Annotated in this window: 14 protein-coding genes; 6 read left to right on the forward strand and 8 right to left on the reverse strand. The window is 37.3% G+C overall.

The features are described 5' to 3' along the window. Positions 1–6 precede the first annotated feature (6 nt). Entirely contained in the window at positions 7–1,071 is a 1,065-nt protein-coding gene (locus tag CVO_RS09150; RefSeq protein ID WP_188093942.1) for a hypothetical protein, read from the forward strand. On the opposite strand, the gene CVO_RS09155 is transcribed toward CVO_RS09150, so the two are convergent. The 8 genes from CVO_RS09155 to CVO_RS09190 form a co-directional block, all read right to left on the reverse strand. Beyond that, positions 1,063–2,337 carry an ATP-binding protein gene (locus tag CVO_RS09155; protein ID WP_159571828.1) on the reverse strand — a complete coding sequence of 425 codons (1,275 nt, stop codon included), beginning with the start codon at positions 2,335–2,337 and terminating at the stop codon, positions 1,063–1,065. The genes CVO_RS09150 and CVO_RS09155 overlap by 9 nt on opposite strands. A 99-nt stretch (positions 2,338–2,436) precedes the next feature. Continuing rightward, positions 2,437–5,235: a helicase-related protein gene (locus CVO_RS09160; protein WP_159571831.1), complete on the reverse strand. Its 2,799-nt coding sequence runs from the start codon at positions 5,233–5,235 to the stop codon at positions 2,437–2,439. 85 nt (positions 5,236–5,320) lie between these two features. Further along, a complete protein-coding gene (locus CVO_RS09165; RefSeq protein ID WP_206672415.1) occupies positions 5,321–8,395 on the reverse strand; it encodes an efflux RND transporter permease subunit in 3,075 nt (1,024 codons plus the stop codon). Continuing rightward, positions 8,395–9,462: an efflux RND transporter periplasmic adaptor subunit gene (locus tag CVO_RS09170; RefSeq protein ID WP_159571834.1), complete on the reverse strand. Its 1,068-nt coding sequence runs from the start codon at positions 9,460–9,462 to the stop codon at positions 8,395–8,397. Before CVO_RS09170 ends, CVO_RS09165 begins: the two co-directional genes overlap by 1 nt. Next, complete coding sequence (locus CVO_RS09175; RefSeq protein ID WP_159571837.1) at positions 9,459–10,655, reverse strand: TolC family protein; 1,197 nt, start codon at positions 10,653–10,655, stop codon at positions 9,459–9,461. The genes CVO_RS09170 and CVO_RS09175 overlap by 4 nt, the downstream gene beginning before the upstream one ends. After that, a complete protein-coding gene (locus tag CVO_RS09180; protein ID WP_152298514.1) occupies positions 10,652–10,975 on the reverse strand; it encodes a hypothetical protein in 324 nt (107 codons plus the stop codon). Before CVO_RS09180 ends, CVO_RS09175 begins: the two co-directional genes overlap by 4 nt. 73 nt (positions 10,976–11,048) lie before the next feature. Further along, complete coding sequence (locus CVO_RS09185; RefSeq protein WP_152298513.1) at positions 11,049–11,360, reverse strand: hypothetical protein; 312 nt, start codon at positions 11,358–11,360, stop codon at positions 11,049–11,051. Positions 11,361–11,415: 55 nt separating this feature from the next. Then, positions 11,416–11,721, reverse strand: a complete 306-nt coding sequence (locus CVO_RS09190; protein WP_256365639.1) for a c-type cytochrome — start codon at positions 11,719–11,721, stop codon at positions 11,416–11,418. A gap of 196 nt (positions 11,722–11,917) precedes the next feature. On the opposite strand from CVO_RS09190, the gene pta reads away from it, so the two are divergent. From pta to CVO_RS09215, 5 genes are all read left to right on the forward strand, one after another. After that, on the forward strand, positions 11,918–13,999 hold the full coding sequence (gene pta / locus CVO_RS09195; protein WP_159571843.1) for a phosphate acetyltransferase: 2,082 nt from the start codon (positions 11,918–11,920) through the stop codon (positions 13,997–13,999). Continuing rightward, a complete protein-coding gene (locus CVO_RS09200; RefSeq protein ID WP_159571846.1) occupies positions 13,996–15,168 on the forward strand; it encodes an acetate/propionate family kinase in 1,173 nt (390 codons plus the stop codon). The genes pta and CVO_RS09200 overlap by 4 nt, the downstream gene beginning before the upstream one ends. Before the next feature lie 74 nt (positions 15,169–15,242). Beyond that, positions 15,243–15,812 carry a hypothetical protein gene (locus tag CVO_RS09205; RefSeq protein ID WP_159571849.1) on the forward strand — a complete coding sequence of 190 codons (570 nt, stop codon included), beginning with the start codon at positions 15,243–15,245 and terminating at the stop codon, positions 15,810–15,812. A 27-nt stretch (positions 15,813–15,839) separates the two neighbouring features. Next, positions 15,840–16,859 (forward strand): aldo/keto reductase, encoded by a 1,020-nt coding sequence (locus CVO_RS09210; RefSeq protein ID WP_159571852.1) that lies wholly within the window; start codon positions 15,840–15,842, stop codon positions 16,857–16,859. A gap of 15 nt (positions 16,860–16,874) precedes the next feature. Then, positions 16,875–18,104 (forward strand): MFS transporter, encoded by a 1,230-nt coding sequence (locus CVO_RS09215; protein WP_152298508.1) that lies wholly within the window; start codon positions 16,875–16,877, stop codon positions 18,102–18,104. Positions 18,105–18,119: the final 15 nt, after the last annotated feature.

Here is an 18,119-nt window from a genome sequence, read left to right on the forward strand (position 1 = left end):
TAAATTATGAAAAAAACACATAAAAAATATATTTTTTTCTCCATCTTTCTTAGTTCATTATTTTTTGGCTTAAGTATTGGTTGTATCTATATTATTGATCCAGCTGGTATAAATAATAGATTTGATTTTGGACTAATTAAAGACCCAGCCCTTGCTTATAGAACTCAAAAGTTTGTAGAAATAAATGAATTTAAGCCAAATACTATTATGCTAGGTGGAAGTCGTGTTCATTTTTTAGATACAAAAGATGTGCAAAAATATACACAAAACAAAGTTTATAATATTGGATTTTCTCAAGCTACTTTAGAAGAGCAATACTGTTTTTTACAATATTCAATTGAAAATTTTGATATTCAAAATGTAATTATAGGACTTAATCTTTATCCTTTCAGTCAAAAATTAAAACCAAACCCAAATAATGATTTTGACAAAGAGATTTTAAAAAATGGCTTCACATTGCAAAAACAACTCAAACACTATCTTGAAGTTCCACTTGTGAAATATTTCAAAGAGTACCACACAAATAAATATCAAGAAGTACTCTATAAAGATGGTGCTAGAACAGTTTATAATCAGATAAGATACATTGATAATAAGTCATGGCAAGAAAGAGAAAAAAATTCAAATAAACTTTATAATGAATTTTATAACGAATATCTTATTTTTGGAGATAGCAGCTTTGATTATTTTAAAAAAATAATACAACTTTGTAAAGATAACAATATTGAATACAAAGTATTTACAACAGCAATACATCAGTCACAATTTAAGCTACTACAAAAGCATAATAAAATGGATATCTATTTTAGATGGAAAAAAGAACTTGTAAATATCACTGATTATTGGGATTTTATGTATCTAAATTCAGTAACTATAAATCATGAAAATTATATAGACCCATCTCATATGCGACAAGAAAAAGGATATCTTTATTTCACACGAATCTTCAACGACCAAACAGTTGATATCCCAAAAGATTTCGGCGTATTAGTTACAAAAGAAAACATCGACTCACACCTCCAAAGCCTCCGCAACCAAATAAAAGCTTATGATGCATCAAAACTAGAGTAGATTTTTAAAAACAAAATTTTCAAAGCTTACTACCTCTACATCTCCTATATTTTCATCTATATCGTAAGTGATAAGCAGGTTTTTATATCTGCCCTCTTTGTTAAAATACCCAAAACTTTGAAGTTCTCTTTGTTTGGTTTTTTCATCTTGGATGTCATAAGAGACTTGAAAGTAACCCTCATACTCCACAAAAAAATCTATCTCTGCCGTATCTCTTAAATAGGTAATATTTCCATGTTTTTGGGCTAAAATCGTAAAAATCATATTTTCAAATCTTGTGCCGCTATTGGCGCTTCTTGTTACCCCTAGGTTTAAAAATCCGTTGTCATTTAAATAGAGTTTTTTGGCAGATTTTATCTGCTGAGTAATTTTTGTATGATAGTTTGAGATAGTATAGACTAAAAAATTATCTTCAAAATACTCAATATACTCTTTGATGCTTTTTGCATCTATATTTATTTTTTTAGCCAATGTTGCATAATTTAAAAGTGTTGTTGCATTTGAGACAACATAATAAAAAAGATCTTTTATGGCACCGGAGTTTTTTATCTTGTACCTTGGAACTATATCTTTTAAGATAATATCCTCTGCGATATTTTTCAAAATCTCTTTTTTTATCAGCTCATCATCCGTTGCAATAACATTATAGTAGCCACCCCATTTAAGGTACTCATCTTTTGCTCTTGCTATATCTATTTTATGGGCTATTTGTTCTATTTTTGTACTGCAGGGAATCTTTTTGAATCTTAAAAACTCTAAAAAACTAAAACTATGTACTTGAAGCTTTAGCACTCTGCCCGTAAGAGTTGTGGCATAGTTTGAGGTAAGAAGCGATGAGTTTGAGCCTGTGATGATAAATTTTATATTGCTATTTTCATATTTGGCTTTTACAAACACTTCCCAATTCTCAAAGATCTGTATCTCGTCGATAAAAAAATAGATTTTTTCCTTTTTGTTCGGGTCGGCAAGCTTGAGATACTCATCGTAAATTTTGCTTAGGTAAGCCGCATCGTTTTTGTAGGGAATAAATTCAGGTTTTTCAAGATTAATAAAAAAGATGTTTTTAGCTTTAACCGTTTTTAAAAGCTCTTTTATCATAAGCTTTGCAATGGTACTTTTGCCAACCCTTCTTGCTCCAATCAGCGCTATAATCTGCTTAGTCTCAAGAAAAGAGATAGCTTTTGGCAAAATATCTCTTGGGATAAAGTCATCATAGACACTTTTGTCTCTCCAGTGAGGGTTGTCTTCTAAAAGAATTGATTCCATATTTTATAGCCTTAAAATGGATTGTATTCCTGATTATATCATTTATTGGTTAGATTTTTGCTACATAATCAATAAATATAAAGTAGATTCATCACTCAGCTATCTTTTTCTATACCCTCTGCTGCTTACTCCTCGTCCTGCGTAATTCTTCTTAAAACATGCCTGACATATGCCGTATGTGGAATTTAGAGGCAGCGGGGCGCCGCACATTCTGCATTTTGTAGCGAGTTGATTTTGTTGAAGCGAGTTTTCTATAAACTTGTTTAAGACTCCTCTTGTCGCTCGTGCTTTGTTTACATCTACAAAGTAGTCGCCAAATCTATAGCTAAGCCAAAGATAGAGCGATATCTCTTTTACCATATCTTCTGCGCGCAAAAGTTCATCGGCAGTCTGTGCACAACTTCCTTGAAGCGGCGGCGGAGTATATGAAATCGGCATCTTCTTCTCAAGTGCACCGAGATAGCTCTCGTAAGCCGCGACGATATATGGAGATTTAAGAGTAAGCGGTGCACAAGCAAGATGGTATTTAGCAGCGATATCCAGATCGTACTGATCTACTAAAACAGAGACCTCCAGCATATCATCCAGATTTGTGGCGATAAAAGGACCGTCAAACTCCATATTTTTTGCAAAAAACTTTAGTATCTCATGAAGCGACTTCTCTTCCAAAATGCTCCCCACAAGCTTTATATGGTCAAGATTTGCCATCACTTTAAAAGGGATGGTTATCGGTTTTGCCTCTTTATGAAAATTCTTCTTTATCACATTTAAAACATCGCCGCTAAGCGCTCCTACATAACCGTTCTCATGAAGACCGAATCTTCCCGCACGACCAGATATCTGATGGATCTCGCTTGGTAGCAGGCTTCTGTCGTTCACCCCGTCGAACTTCTCGGCTTTTGAGAAGAGTATGGTTTTTATAGGCATATTCAGACCCATGGCAATGGCATCGGTAGCAACCAGTATCTGCGTCTCGCCTGCACGGAATCTTCTTGCCTCTTCGCGCCTTACCTCTGGGGAGAGATTGCCATAAACTACGCTGACACTGAAATATTTTGAGAATATCTGTTTTAGTTTTAGCACATCTCTTCGACTAAAAGCTATAATAGCCGTACCATTTTGAACATCTTTTTCATGAGTCGACACATCTAAAAGAGTAAGCGGATTTTTTCTCTCAAACTCTATGATTTCAAGCTCTTCACCCAGATACTTTGCAAGTGCGACAACTGCCTCTTTTACATTTGGTGAACCTGTCATAATGATCTCTTTTGCGGGTGCGCCTATGATTGCATTTGCCCAAGCCCATCCGCGGTCACGGTCATCTATCATCTGCACCTCATCGATCACGCAGACATCTACATCCACATCAAAATTCACCATCTCGATGGTCGAGCTGATATGAGTCGCATCTTCGCTTACTATCTGCTCCTCGCCGGTTATCAAAGAGGCTTCGATCCCGCTCTCCCTTAACTCCTCATACCCCTCAAGTGCCAGGAGTCTAAGCGGGGCGAGGTAGTAGCCAGTGTCGGCATTTTTTAGCTTTTTCATCGCCTGATAGGTCTTTCCGCTGTTTGTCGGGCCTATGTGAAGAGTTAGCTTTCTTCTCATGTCGCGTGCCGTCGGGAAAAGGTTTTTAAAATCTCTTATGGTTCTTGCAAGTAGTTCATATCTCTGCTTTTTAAGTATTTCATCATGTATATTATGAACAAATCTTCGCACACATTTTCTTGTAATTTTTGGTGAAATAACAAGAGATGCCGGCAGAAGTTCTAAAAGCACTTCATAGACTTTGGTATAAAGAGCTTCTTTGCTGAGATGAAGCAGAGTTGCATATGTGCCGCACTCCTGTGCAAGTGTTTGCAAATCGCTTAAAAATTGCTCTTCATGCTCTCTTTTTGACTCATTTACAGCCCCGCTAAAATCAAGTTCGTTTGCCTCCCAAATATTTTCTAGCAGTGAATTTAGTTCAACATGAAGTTCCAAAGTGTACTCTTGAGAAATCTCGGCATAAGGAAGTTTTATACTCTCTCTCATCCTTACCAAAAGCTCTTCGTCATGAAGCTCTATCTCCACATCTCCGAGTTCACCGGCGATAATGCTAGATAAAATTCCCTCTTTTAAAAGCGGATAGGAGACTTTTGTTTTTGGCGGCGTTGCGCGAAGTGCACCTGCGATCTCTTTTTGTGTTAAGTATGGATGGGGATCTGCCAGATTTTTTATAAAAATTTCTATCTCTTGCTGCTTTTTAGCAATTACGCGCTCTTTTTCTTCTAAAATCTCTTCTACCAGCTGCGCTTCATCACAATCTTGGAGGTACTCATACTCGTAGACTTTTGTGTTAAGCGTAAGTATCTTATGAAAGCTCTGCCCATACAAAACATAGTGAAACGAAGCATTAAACTCCAAAGAGTCGTCAATATCAAAAACCCCGTCGACTTTTCTCTCTATCCTCTCTTTTTTGAGGTTGTACCTGATGTGGCGGAGTTTTGACTCCATCTTCTCTATGGTTATTTTTTTGCTTCTCACATCTGCAAATGCTTCATGCAAAAGTGCTGCTTCTTCATGTGTTACATCAAGTTCGCCTATAAGCGTTTCTATCTTATCTTCTCTGTCTATATTTGGCTCTTTTGGTGTTGTAGATTTATATACTCTGCCATCACTTGCAAAAAAACGGAGTATATCTGAGCGAAAACCGCTATCTGCTTCACTCCACAATATCCTTGCCATTTTTGTCAGCATATCTTTACTCTGGTCAATATCATATATACCCAGTGTAGCAAACATCTCGCTTAGCGTATGAGCGCTTACTCTCTCCACCCCGACATCAAACGGGTCGTCATCAAAATATTTTCTAATTTTTTGGTTTATTTTTGAATTTTTCTTATTTTTCTTTGCCATATATTATTGTAACCAAAAGGGTTTAAAAATGAGCTCTAATTTTATATTATGCACTACTTGCCATAGTGCATAATTGTTTCTATTTTTATGATTTTTCAAAATCACACTCTTTGGTAAATTTCAAATAGAGCAGCGGCAATACAATAAGCGTTAGAAGGGTTGAGCTTATCAGGCCATTTATTACTACTATTGCCAGCGGTTTTTGTATTTCTGAACCGGGGCCGGTCGCAAAAAGCAGCGGTACCAGACCAAATGCCGCGATTGTTGCGGTCATAAGAACAGGACGGAAACGCTTTATAGTTCCTTGGCGTACGGCATCTATGACGCTATGTCCCTTATTTACAAGGTTGTTAAATGTATTTACAAGAACCACCCCGTTGAGCACCGCGATGCCAAGAAGTGCAATAAACCCTACAGATGCAGGAACAGAGAGATATTCGCCGCTTAGGTAGAGCCCTGCAAATCCGCCGATAAGTGCGAGTGGCACATTGATAAGGACAAGCAGCGCCTGCGTTATTGAGTTAAACGAGACGAACAGCAAAAGAAAGATCAAAAAAAGCGCTATGGGCACGATTATCATCAGTTTTGCAGCCGCTCTTTGTTGGTTTTCAAACTCGCCGCCATAGGTTACATAGTACCCCTCAGGCAGTTTTACGCTCTGCTCTATTTGCGCCTTTACATCCTCAACAAAACCTACAAGGTCACGATTTTCGACATTGCTCTGAACAACGGTTTTACGGTAGCCGTTCTCATGCTCTATCTGTACAGAACCCGTTGTTTTTGTAAATGTCACAAGACTCTTTAACGGCACGCTTCTGCCATCGTCCAGAGTGTAGTAGAGCGACTCTAAAGCACTCAGAGAGTTTTGCATAGATGAGTCACCCTTTACCATAAGGTCAATTCGCCTCATCTCCTCTTGAATGATGCCGACCTGAGTTCCATTGATCATCGTTTTCATAAATAGGGCAACTTCCTGCTCGCTTAGTCCGTAGTAACCCAGTGCTTCTTTATTGAAACTAAGTTCAAGATACTCTACCCCTTCGTTGCTCTTTTTATAAACATCTTTGCTTCCCTCCGTACTCTGCAAAATAGTTTTAATCTCTTGTGCAATCCTCTCAAGCTCATTATGACTCTCTCCAAAAATGTCAATTGCCAAATCACCGCGAACTCCCGTTAGCATCTCAGAGATACGCATCTCGATGGGTTGTGTAAAAACATACTCGACTCCCCGCATCTCATCAAGAGATTTTCTTATCTCATTTTTCACCCACTCTCTTGATGGCTCGCGCCACTCCTCTTGCGGCTTGAGAATAAAAAAAGTATCTGTGTCGTTTAGGCTCATGGGGTCAAGTCCGATCTCATCCGTACCTGTTCTAGCGATAATGGAGGCAATTTCGGGAATATCCGCCATTAATTTCTTTTGAATCTTTTTGTTAAGCTCTACGCTCTCCTCAAGGCTGATGGATGGCAGAGACTCTATCATTACTACAAGCGTTCCCTCATCCATCGTCGGCATAAAAGTCTTGCCTGTTTTTGAAGCGAGGTAAAGGGAGAAGCCAAAAAGCAAAAAGACTGTGACAAAGACGGCGGCAGCATGTTTGATAGCAAAATCAAGAGTCGGTTTAAAAAACTTTAGCAAAATTTGAATCAGCCAAGACTCTTTATCTGGACGAATCTTTAGTATAAACGAACTTAGCACCGGTATAAGAGTAAGAGCAAGGAGTAAGGAGCTAAAGAGTGCAAATACGATACTAAGTGCCACGGGCTTAAAGAGTTTTCCTTCCAATCCTTCAAGCGTTAAAAGTGGCATAAACACAATGATGATGATAAGCACGCCCGTTACGATAGATGGCGCCATCTCAACAGCGGCATGATAGATAATATGCGTTTTTTTCTCATTTTTGCGCTTCTCATTCCCAAGCTCTGCCGTAATATGCTCGACCATAACAACTGCTGAATCAACAAGTATACCTATGGCGATGGCAAGACCGCCCAGACTCATAAGATTGGCACTAAGCCCAAAATAATCCATCGCAATAAAGCTCATAAGTAGCGCGAATGGCAAAATAAGTGCGACACTAAAAGCTGAAGCGAAGTTTCCGAGCAGAAGCAGAAGAACAACGACAATAAGAACAGTTGCTTCCAAGAGTGAATTTTTTACGGTATCGGTTGCGAGATCGACAAGGCTTGAGCGGTCATAAAAGATATCTATTTTCGTATCAGCAGGAAGCATTGACTCCATCTTTGAGAGTCTCTCTTTTACCTCTTTGACAACTTTTTGCGTATTTGCACCCTTCATCCCCAAGACAATCCCCTGCACCGCTTCACCGTTTGCGTTTTTTGTTGAAAAACCTGCGCGCGTGAGGTGACCGATATGCACATCTGCTATATCTTTTATATAGATGGGCTTGTTTGCGATTGTCGTAACGCTTAAATTCTCAATATCATAAATATCATTGATCCTCCCGACACTACGCACAAGAACACTGTTTACACCTTGGGTTACACGCCCTGCACCGTCATTTAAGTTGTTCTTCTCCAAAGTTTCAAGAAGCTGTTCAAGTGTGATCTGATAGGTTCGCATCATATCAAGCTTCGGGGTTACTTCATAGGTCTTTACCTTGCCTCCAAGAGAGTTGACCTCGGCTACACCGTTAACAGAGCGTATTTGCGGTGCGATAACCCAGTCAAGCAAAGAGCGTTTTTCTATAAGATCAAGCGTGGGAGACTCGATCGTAAACATTAAAATATCACTCAGCGGCGTGCTGATGGGGGCAAGCCCTCCTTCAAGATTTGCAGGCAACTCATCCATTATGGCATTCAAACGCTCGCTTACCTGCTGACGCGCCCAGTATATGTCCGTTCCCTCTTCAAAGTCGATAGCAATATCACAAATACCATATTTTGAAGTTGAGCGAATAATTGTTTGATGTGGGATTCCAAGCATCCCCATCTCAACCGGAATAACAATGCGTGACTCCACCTCATCGGGCGTCATACCGCTTGATTTCATAATTATCTTAACCTGCGTAGGCGAAATATCTGGAAAAGCATCTACCGCAAGATTGTTGTACGACTTGATACCAAAACCCAGGATTATAAGAGCCAACAGAGATGTAAAAAGCCTCTGCGAGAGCGCAAAAGAGATAAGATGGCGCATTATTCATCCTCTTGGAGTCTATTTTGCAGTATGCTTGTTGCACTCACAGCAATGGGCTCTTTAAGAGCCTCTTGATACTCCAGATAACAGACTTCACGATTCTCAAAGAGCACATTTACTTTAAGCAAACTGTATGTCTGAGCTTTTTTTACAAACACCATATTCTCTTCATTCTCTCTAATAAGGGCTTTTTTATCAATCATAAAAGCGCGTTTTGCAACACTTAGTTCGACCTTTGTTCTGAGCCCGGCTAGAAGATTTGCATCTTTTGGAAGAACAAAACGAACATATCTTGTCTGATTAAGAGGGTGAAGAGTTGGGGATATAAGCTCTATCTTCGATTTTATCTCCTCTTTAGCAACCTTTAAAGTAACCTCTTGCAAAGGCTGCAGAGTTTTTACAACATCTTGGGGAATATCTGCCTCCATCCAGTTCTCTCCATCTCTTTTTATAACAAAAAGAGCGCTTGATGGAGAGATGTTTTTGCCCACTTGAATATCTGTTTGTAAAATCACTCCGTTAGTCGGTGAGCGAAGTTCTATATTTGGCAAGATAACAAACTCATGAAAAAGTTTTTCCATCATCTCATCCGTTGCTCCGTAAGATCTAAGAAGCGCTTTTGCAGCCTGAAGCTTTATTGTGTCTCTTTTCATATTCTCATCCGCGATAAGACACTCTTTTTGGGCGATTATCTCCTCTTTGCAGAGTTGTGCTTTGCGATCTGCCTCATTTTTGCTGTATGAGAGTTCTATCCAGGTATCAATTGCCTCTTTTTGCGCCTCTATCCAGTACTGTGAGCTCAGAGTTGCAAGAAGTTCACCCTTGCCAACACGCTCAAACTCTGTTTTGTGCAGCTGCATCACTTGCGCTTCATACGGCACGGAAGTTGTGTGAAGAAGTTTTGGCGGGGTGGTGACCTGCATCATATAGACATCAAGTGGCACATGCGTAACCTCTTTGGCTTTGGCACTCTGAACCTGCCAGCTTTTCTCCTCTTGGGGTGTGAGCGTAACATCTGCACTAAGCCAAAATGCAAATATCATCTGCACCATAATCATTTTTTTCATAGTTCTTCCTTTGTTTGTAAAACGCTATAGAGTTTAAATAGTGTTTCATAATATTTTTTATAATGTTCAATAAGCTCTTTTTTTAGGTCTGTAAGCTCTCTTTGGTTTAAAAGATACTCCATAACCGAGCCCTCTCCGAGCTCATAAGCGCCCTTTACAAGAGGCATCAGCTCATTTTCATACTTCTGTGCCATCGCTTGGTATGCGGTTATATTTTCATAATTTTGCACCAGCTCTTTTTTAAGCGCCTCTGCATACGAGCTCTTCTGTAACCTTACTCCCTCTTTTTCATGCATAAGCGCACTTTTTTTATGCATTGCCGCCGCACGGTTTTCTTCGTTAAAGGAGTTTGTAAAATTGAGCGGCATAGATAGCGAGAAGACAAATCTATCTGTATCAAGCTCATTCTCATAAGCAGCTCCAAGAGTAAAAGAGTCAAAAGAGGCATTGTACCTCTCATAATCACTCTGGTATGTCAATATCTTTTTTTCAATCGATTGCTCTAAAAGCGTCTCATCTTCATAGTTAAACTGCAGCTCTTTTGTGATTGGGATGGTATCTTTGCAGGAGAGTTCATCTTCTCTCAAAGAGGGCAGAAGAGTTTTAGACTCCAGATTTTTGCGAGAGATAGCAACCGCATTCTCATAAAGTTTATACTCGGCTCTGATCCTATCAAGCTCTATTTGAAGCGCTAAAAGATCTTTTTTGGAGATCTCGCCATGTTCGTAGGCTCTCTTTTTTTTCTCATAAAACTTCTCAAAAGCCAAAAAAGAGTCCCTGTACTGCAGCGTGCTTTTTTGGTTTAAACAGTTGATGTGGTAGAGAAGCTTTATCTCTTGTCTTAAAAGAAATAGATCATTCTGTAGTTCCAAGATCTCTGATTCGTTTTGATATTTAACAGAGCGCGCCGCACCTTTTTTAGCGCCAGGATGCATGATATTTTGCTCCAAACCAACGCTGTACTCGTAACCGGCTTTCTCTGCATCTGGCTTTGCGTACGCACCTGCTGCTAAAAACTCAAGCGGCTCATTTAGTTCTGAGGCTCTGTTTTGTGAAGAGTGCGCCTCTTTGAGCGATTTGATCGATTTTGAGAGCGGATGTTCATCTTTTACTCTTAGCAATATCTCATCTAACGAGATTGGCGCTGCACTCAAAGAAAAAACAGCCATTAAAAGGGAGAGTATAATTTTCACTTAGGCTCCTTCTGCATCAGTGTGCCATCAAGCGCATTGATAACAAGGTTGTAGTCCTTTGTAGAAGCTCTATAGATCAAATATTTACCCGATGTTGTCAGTTTGATACCTTGAGTCTCCTGCTGTGTTGACTCTTTTATAATAGCTCTTGCCTCTTCTTTATCTATGTTAGAGAGTTGATTCATTCTGGCTTTTTGTTGATATTTAAGTTTAAAAAGCTGCTTGTCTGCTTTGTTAAAATATAGAGTATCTAAAACACTCATAGTCTGACCCGAAGCAAAGAGAACAAACGGTATCATCCATAATATAAAAATTTTCATAATTATCCTTTTTTTATGCATAGGAGCATGCTTATCTATTTTAAAATTTATAAATTGTATTTGGTAAAAAGGATTATGCTATAGGGGGTTTAAAGAAGTTGAAATAGTCCAAAGAAAGAAACATTTTATTGTATTTAAAAAGAGTATCTCTTTTTTGAATAATTGCAATATAAGCTGATTTTTCTGTAAAAAGATATGACGCATGATATTCTGCATGAATTTCACACAAAGTGTCTGCTGTTTCATTTGACGCATTCTGAATTTCACTGATACAGCTATTTACGGAGCAGTGATTATCTTCCAAAACAACAAAAGCATAATCATGCGTTGCTGAGAAACTTATCGCAAATAAAAGTAAAAACAGCCATATTTTTTTTGAATTCATAATATTATTGTACTAAAAAACAGTTAATGATATTTTCTCTAAAGAGTATTAACCACTACTGTTTCTTCATCCATTTTTTAAATTTTTGAAGACTGTCTATATACTCTGCAACATCATATATATCTTCTTCATCTAGCGCTATTTTTGGCATTGCATTTGCCGAGTAGCCAAACTCTCTAAAATTCATGGACGGATTTTGTATATATGAAATAATCTGCTCTTTTCTTCTATCATACGAAACCAGATTAAAGTCTCTACCCATCCCTCCTTCCATCTTTACACTATGACAATTTGCACAATGTGTTTTATACACATAAATTCCATTTTTTATATCAGCATATACAAAACTGGCACAAATCATTATAATTAGTAATATTATTTTCAAAATTCACTTCCGCATTTTATTTTTTAAATTGATAACACATATCAATTAGTAGATATAAAATTATATCACATTAATAATGACTTCTTATATTTTATTTTTTTATAGTTACTATTACAGCAGCTTTTAACAAAAAACATTCTAAGATTTAGCATATTGATTTTTAGGTAAATATATGAAAATAAAATCACTTTACATATCTGCGGAGCAGAAGAATGTCGGTACTCTTTTTGTATCTATGGGCATGATGGATATACTTAAAAGAAATCTACACAGAGTTGCTTTTTTTCGCCCTGTCATATTTTCAAAAAATATTCGTGATAATGATATTGACTTTATTTTAAAGCGCTATAACCTTGATATGGAGTATCAAGATGCTTATGGCTTTGATATAGACTATGTTGAAAATATGATTGCATCAAAACGCCTGGATGAGCTGATAAACCAGCTTATACAAAAGTTTAAAAAACTCGAAAACAGTTACGATTTTGTTCTTTGTGAAGGGATCAGACATTCATCTTTAACATCTACTATAGAGTATGATTTTAATATGCTTTTGGCACAAAATTTCGGTTCGTCCATTATCAATATATTGGGTGCAAAAGAGATATCCGTGCGAGATATATATGAAAACATATTGATAGAAAATGAAAATATAAGTGCGCACGACTGTACCCATTTTGCTACATTTGTAAGCAGGCTCAGCGACAAAAAATATCTTGAATTAAAAAAGAGATTAAAAAATCATGATTTTGCTATTTATCTTTTAAAAGAGGTGAAAGAGTTGGATATTCCGACTCTTGAAGATGTAAAAGAAGCGCTTGATGCCAAGCCGATACTATTTTCGCCAAATGACAACTCCAGAGTTGCAAGAAATTTTAAGATAGCCGCACAAAGTATTGAGAACTTTTTAAACCAGATGCAAGAAGATGATTTGGTTGTTCTGTGTGCAGATAGATCAGATATTGTTACAGCAATTATTGCAGCATTTTACTCAAAAGAGTACCCAAAAATAAGTGGAATTATCTTCTCTTCGGATACGCAAATTCATCCAAATATACAAAAGATTCTCTTAGGACTAAAAGAGTTTAATCTTCCCGTTTTATCCGTTGCAGCAGATACATATCAAATTGCAAAAAAATTAACTCAAGTCTACTCTAGATTAAGAGTAAACAGCGAGAGAAAAATAGCTTTGGCTCTTGGACTTTTTAATGCAAGCATAGATATAAAAGTCATTGAAGAGAAGATAGTAACACAAAAAACCGAAGTTATAACTCCTATAATGTTTGAGTATAAACTCTTTGAGATGGCTGCAAAAAAGAGAAAAAAGATTGTTTTGCCCGAGAGCGGTGATGAGAGAATTTTAAGAGCTGCTGAAATAGTTCTGCGCCGTAATATTGCAGATATCATACTCCTGGGAGATGAAAATGAGATACAAGAGAGTGCACAAAAATTTGGGCTTAATTTAAGCGAAGCAACCATAATAAATCCTTTTACATCTGAGCTTTTAGAAGAGTTTGCTGATGTTTTTTATAGTATAAGAAAAGAGAAAGGGTTAAGTCTTCAAGGTGCAAAAGATGCAATGGCCCATATAAACTACTTTGCAACAATGATGGTCCATTTAGGGCACGCCGACGGCATGGTTAGCGGTGCCATTCATACAACCGCAGACACTATAAGACCTGCTCTGCAAATTATAAAAACTTCACCGGGCGTAAGCATAGCTTCAAGCCTCTTTTTTATGTGTTTAAAAACAAAAGTTTTAGTTTATGGAGATTGTGCGCTAAATCAAAACCCAAATGCTAAAGAACTTGCTCAAATAGCTATTTCATGTGCAAAAACATCTCGCGCTTTTGGAATTGAACCAAAAGTAGCAATGCTCTCATATTCAACAGGCCAAAGCGGAGAGGGAGCTGATGTAGACAAAGTAAGAGAAGCTGCACAAATAGTAAAATCACTTCAACCAGATTTAAAAATTGACGGACCTATCCAGTATGATGCGGCCATAGACAAAAGTGTAGCATCCCTTAAACTTCCAAACTCAGAAGTGGCGGGGGAAGCAAGTGTCTTTGTCTTTCCTGATTTAAATACCGGCAATAATACATATAAAGCTCTTCAGCGCTCAGGCGGCGCAATTGCCATAGGACCTATTTTGCAAGGACTCAAAAAACCGGTTAATGATTTAAGCCGCGGATGCAGTGTAAAAGATATAGTAAATACTATCCTTATTACGGCGATTCAAGCGGAGCAAAAATGAAAATAGCGGTCATAAACTCGGGAAGCTCTTCCATAAAATTCAAACTCTTTCTTATGCCCCAAGGAAAAGTTTTAGCACACGCTTTAGTTGAAAAGATAGGTGAGACAAATTCAACTATAACATTTAAGTATGACACCAACAAACATGTTATACCTTCTGTTATAAAAACACATCATGAAGGACTAAAAGAGATAAATGCTCTTTTAAAAAAGCATGAGATTGTAGAACACTTTTGTGTACTTGACGCTATAGCGCACAGAGTTGTACATGGCGGAGAGTATTTTAAAGATGTTACGATTATAGACGAAGAGGTAATAGAGAAGATAAAAGAGTTGATACCGCTTGCACCGCTTCATAATGGAGCAAATCTGGAGGGGATTTTAGTAAGCAGAAAAAAAGCTCCCGATGTTATACAAATTGCTGTTTTTGATACGGCATTTCATGAAACTATGCCCAAAGAGGCCTATCTTTATGCTTTACCATATGAGATGTATAAACAACACAAAATCAGAAGATACGGTTTTCATGGAACTTCGCACTCCTATATAATGAAAGAGACAGCTAAAAATATGGGTACGGATGCAAAAAAATTAAATATGATAACACTTCATCTTGGAAACGGCTCAAGCGCATGTGCCGTCAAAAATGGTTTAAGTATAGATACATCTATGGGCTTCACTCCGCTGGAAGGGCTTGTTATGGGAAGCAGATGCGGAGACATCGACCCCGCCATCCCTCTTTATATGCAAAGAGAGCTTGGAATGAGCGTAGATGAAGTAGATGCACTTTTAAATAAACACTCAGGACTTCTAGGAATCTGCAGAGATAAAGACCTCAGAGAGATAGAAAAAAGAGAGGACGAGCTATCTAAAGTGGCAATCGAGATGATGGTGAGAAGAGTTAAAAAATACATAGGAGCTTATGCTGCTATACTCGGCAGAGTGGATGCACTTGTATTTACTGCGGGTATCGGAGAAAATTCATACACAATCAGAGAGAAAATTTTACAAAATTTAGAGATATTTGGAATTGAACTTGATAAAAAAGCAAACAGGCAAAACGCTGCGTTAATATCAAAAGAGTCTAGTAAAGTAAAAATTTTTGTTATAAAAACAGATGAAGAGTTTGAGATAGCAAAACAGAGCGAAGAATTTTTAAAAAATCAATAAATCATTTATAAAAACTGCCTAAGTTTCGAGTCTAAATATATGTTATACTTTTGTATAAAAAGAGGAGATGTGTTATGATGAAAAAAATTTTATTTACTCTGTTTGTGATTCTCTTTATTGCCGGATGTGCCGATAAAAAAAGAGTTTTAAATATCGAAAATAGAGGTTTGTGTTCGGCTCCTTCTGCAACACTCTATTTAAATACTCTCGAGATACAAAATAGTGCAAAAACATTTAATATATCTCCTGATGAAATCAGAAAAGCTCTTGCTGATTCACTAAAAGAGACAAACTGTTTTTATGTTTTTAACAAAAAAGCTGAGCCTCTAAAATCAGAAAACGAATACCTTGTAGAGACTAAAGTTTCTCTTTTTCAGGAACAAGAGATAATTGAGAAAAATATCTTTAAAAAAGAGGAGAAAGAGCGTCTCTCTATGACTATTGCGCTTTATGCACATAATGAGAGTAAAAAAATCAATGCAAACACAACAAGTGAACTCTTTATAGACAAAACAAAAATCTTAGGTTTTACAACACAAAAAGATAGCGCTGAAGATAGTGAAACAGTACTAAAAAATGCCGTTAAACAAGTCTCTATTTTATTGAAAGATGGATTTGAAAAACTTCAAAACAGTGAAAAATAATTTAAATATTTTGAAGGACAATACTAAATGACATATAGGTATATAGGCAAAAGCGGCTTAAGAGTAAGCCCTATCTGCATGGGGACAATGACATTTGGAACACAAACACCCAGCCAAAAAGAGGCTTTTGAGATCATGGATAAAGCCTACGAAGCCGGTGTGAACTTTTATGACACAGCAGAACTCTATCCCGTTCCTCCGACTGCAAAACTTGCTGGAATAACCGAAGAGATAGTAGGCAAATGGTTAAAAACCAAACCAAGAGAGAGCATTATTTTAGCAACAAAAGTTGCGGGAGCGGCTTCAGGATGGTATGTTCCACCTGTAAGACACGGGCTTACGGCAATTGACAGTTTTCACATCCAAAGAGCGGTTGAGGGGAGTTTAAAAAGATTAAAAACTGATTATATAGATCTTTATCAGATGCATTGGCCAGACACTATAGTACCGATTGAGGAGAGCTTAAAAGCATTTGACAAACTTGTGCAAGAGGGGAAAGTTCGTTATATAGGAACTTCCAATGATACCGCTTATGGGACTACAAAAGCGTTAATGACATCAGAAGCAAAGGGGTATGCAAGATTTGAATCGATTCAAAACAACTTTTCACTTTTAAACAGACGCTTTTTAGATGAGCTTGCAGCAGTAGCAAAAAAAGAACAAATTTCACTCCTCTCCTATTCACCGCTTGCTGGTGGAGTTCTTAGCGGTAAGTACAATCAAAATGCGGATATGCAAGGTCGTTTTAGCGAATATCTACAATCTCCAAATAAGCGTCAGCGTGTTATGGCACAAAGATTTATGAACGACAAAACACTCGCTTCAACACAAAAATATCTAAAAATAGCATATGATCACGAGATTCACCCTGTAACACTGGCTATCGCATGGTCAAAACAGTTTGACTTTGTTGCTTCTACAATAATAGGCGCTACAAACGCGGTGCAGTTAGATGCATCTTTGGCTGCAATGGATCTTGTTTTAAGCGATGAAATTCTTAAAGCATGCGATGCTGTGCATCAGGAGATACTCTATCCGATGGGATAGTGTAAAATATCAAATATGACTTCCAAAGACAGATTCTCAATTATTCCCATATCATCCCTCTTTTTTGCTATAGCTTTTTTAGCTGTAGGCTATGGAATGATTTTAACTTTTATCGGAGTTTATCTCAAAGAGAGCGACTCTAGCAATATAGCAATAGGCGTTATAAATGCCGCATTTTTTCTAGGAGCTATCGGTGCTTCTATCTTTAGCCAAAAGATTATTGCAACAGTCGGACATATAAGAAGTTTTGCCACTTTTGCTTCTGTTATGATTATAGGATTTTTAGGACATAGTCTTTATTTCAATGAAATATTTTGGGCTGTTCTTAGACTTCTCTCGGGTTTTGCCTATTATGGACTACTTATTATTTTAGAGAGTTGGCTTAATGAAAAAAGCACTGAATCGCATAGAGGAAAAATTCTTGCTGTTTATACTATCATATTTTATTTGGCAACAGCTATCGGTCAGTTAATCCTTAATATTGGAGAAAAAGAGAGTCATATCTTTTTTATCATGGGTTCCATTTTGGTTCTTTTTTCTATTGTTTTTATCTCTATGACAAAGATAAAAGAGCCTATTTTGCAACCCTTTGAAAGATACAGTCTACCAAAAATATTTAACATTGCCCCTCTTGCGCTTGCCAGCAGTTTTATAGGAGGGTTTTTTGTCGGAGGTTTTTTTACTATGATACCGGTATATATAGTTGAAAATTTTAACTCAATTGAGATAGTCTCTATCTTTATGACCGTTGCACTTATAGGCGGATTGATCTCTCAGTGGCCAATTGGAATGCTATCTGATAGGCTTGGAAGAAGAAAGGTTATTGCATATAGCAGTTTTTTTATCGCTTTTGTCTCTGTTTGCTTTATTTTAGCCCCCTATCATGAGTCTCTTTTTTATCTCTTTGGGGCACTTCTGGGTTTTGGCATATTTTGTCTCTACCCCTTAGCTGTAGCAAGAGCAAATGATATTGTTGATGAAAACAAAAATATACTTGAAATAAGCAGAACACTCCTTTTTGCTTATGGTTTGGGCTCTTTTGCATCCCCTCTTATAATTGGTTTGGGATCATATTTTTTTGATCATTTTATCTTTTTATCTTTTTTAATTCTAAGCTTGTTTTTAGGATTTTACTCACTCTCAAGTGAAAGAGTAGCTGATGAGGATATGAGTGTTTTTGTAAATATGCCAAGTGTCGCGGGAGCAGAGTTTCCACACCTTGACCCTAGACAGGATAACCTTTAAACTTTTTTGATATCA

The sequence above is a fragment of the Sulfurimonas sp. CVO genome, assembly GCF_009883775.1.
Classification (GTDB): Bacteria; Campylobacterota; Campylobacteria; order Campylobacterales; family Sulfurimonadaceae; genus Sulfurimonas; species Sulfurimonas xiamenensis.

Bases quoted from the DNA above. Each gene is read 5' to 3' on its own strand.
- CVO_RS09215 (WP_152298508.1), top strand. From the start codon at position 16,875: ATGACTTCCAAAGACAGATTCTCAATTATTCCCATATCATCCCTCTTT.
- CVO_RS09200 (WP_159571846.1), top strand. From the start codon at position 13,996: ATGAAAATAGCGGTCATAAACTCGGGAAGCTCTTCCATAAAATTCAAA.
- CVO_RS09150 (WP_188093942.1), top strand. From the start codon at position 7: ATGAAAAAAACACATAAAAAATATATTTTTTTCTCCATCTTTCTTAGT.
- CVO_RS09160 (WP_159571831.1), bottom strand. From the start codon at position 5,235: ATGGCAAAGAAAAATAAGAAAAATTCAAAAATAAACCAAAAAATTAGA.
- CVO_RS09165 (WP_206672415.1), bottom strand. From the start codon at position 8,395: ATGCGCCATCTTATCTCTTTTGCGCTCTCGCAGAGGCTTTTTACATCT.
- CVO_RS09155 (WP_159571828.1), bottom strand. From the start codon at position 2,337: ATGGAATCAATTCTTTTAGAAGACAACCCTCACTGGAGAGACAAAAGT.
- CVO_RS09180 (WP_152298514.1), bottom strand. From the start codon at position 10,975: ATGAAAATTTTTATATTATGGATGATACCGTTTGTTCTCTTTGCTTCG.
- CVO_RS09205 (WP_159571849.1), top strand. From the start codon at position 15,243: ATGATGAAAAAAATTTTATTTACTCTGTTTGTGATTCTCTTTATTGCC.
- CVO_RS09190 (WP_256365639.1), bottom strand. From the start codon at position 11,721: ATGATTTGTGCCAGTTTTGTATATGCTGATATAAAAAATGGAATTTAT.
- pta (WP_159571843.1), top strand. From the start codon at position 11,918: ATGAAAATAAAATCACTTTACATATCTGCGGAGCAGAAGAATGTCGGT.
- CVO_RS09210 (WP_159571852.1), top strand. From the start codon at position 15,840: ATGACATATAGGTATATAGGCAAAAGCGGCTTAAGAGTAAGCCCTATC.
- CVO_RS09185 (WP_152298513.1), bottom strand. From the start codon at position 11,360: ATGAATTCAAAAAAAATATGGCTGTTTTTACTTTTATTTGCGATAAGT.
- CVO_RS09170 (WP_159571834.1), bottom strand. From the start codon at position 9,462: ATGAAAAAAATGATTATGGTGCAGATGATATTTGCATTTTGGCTTAGT.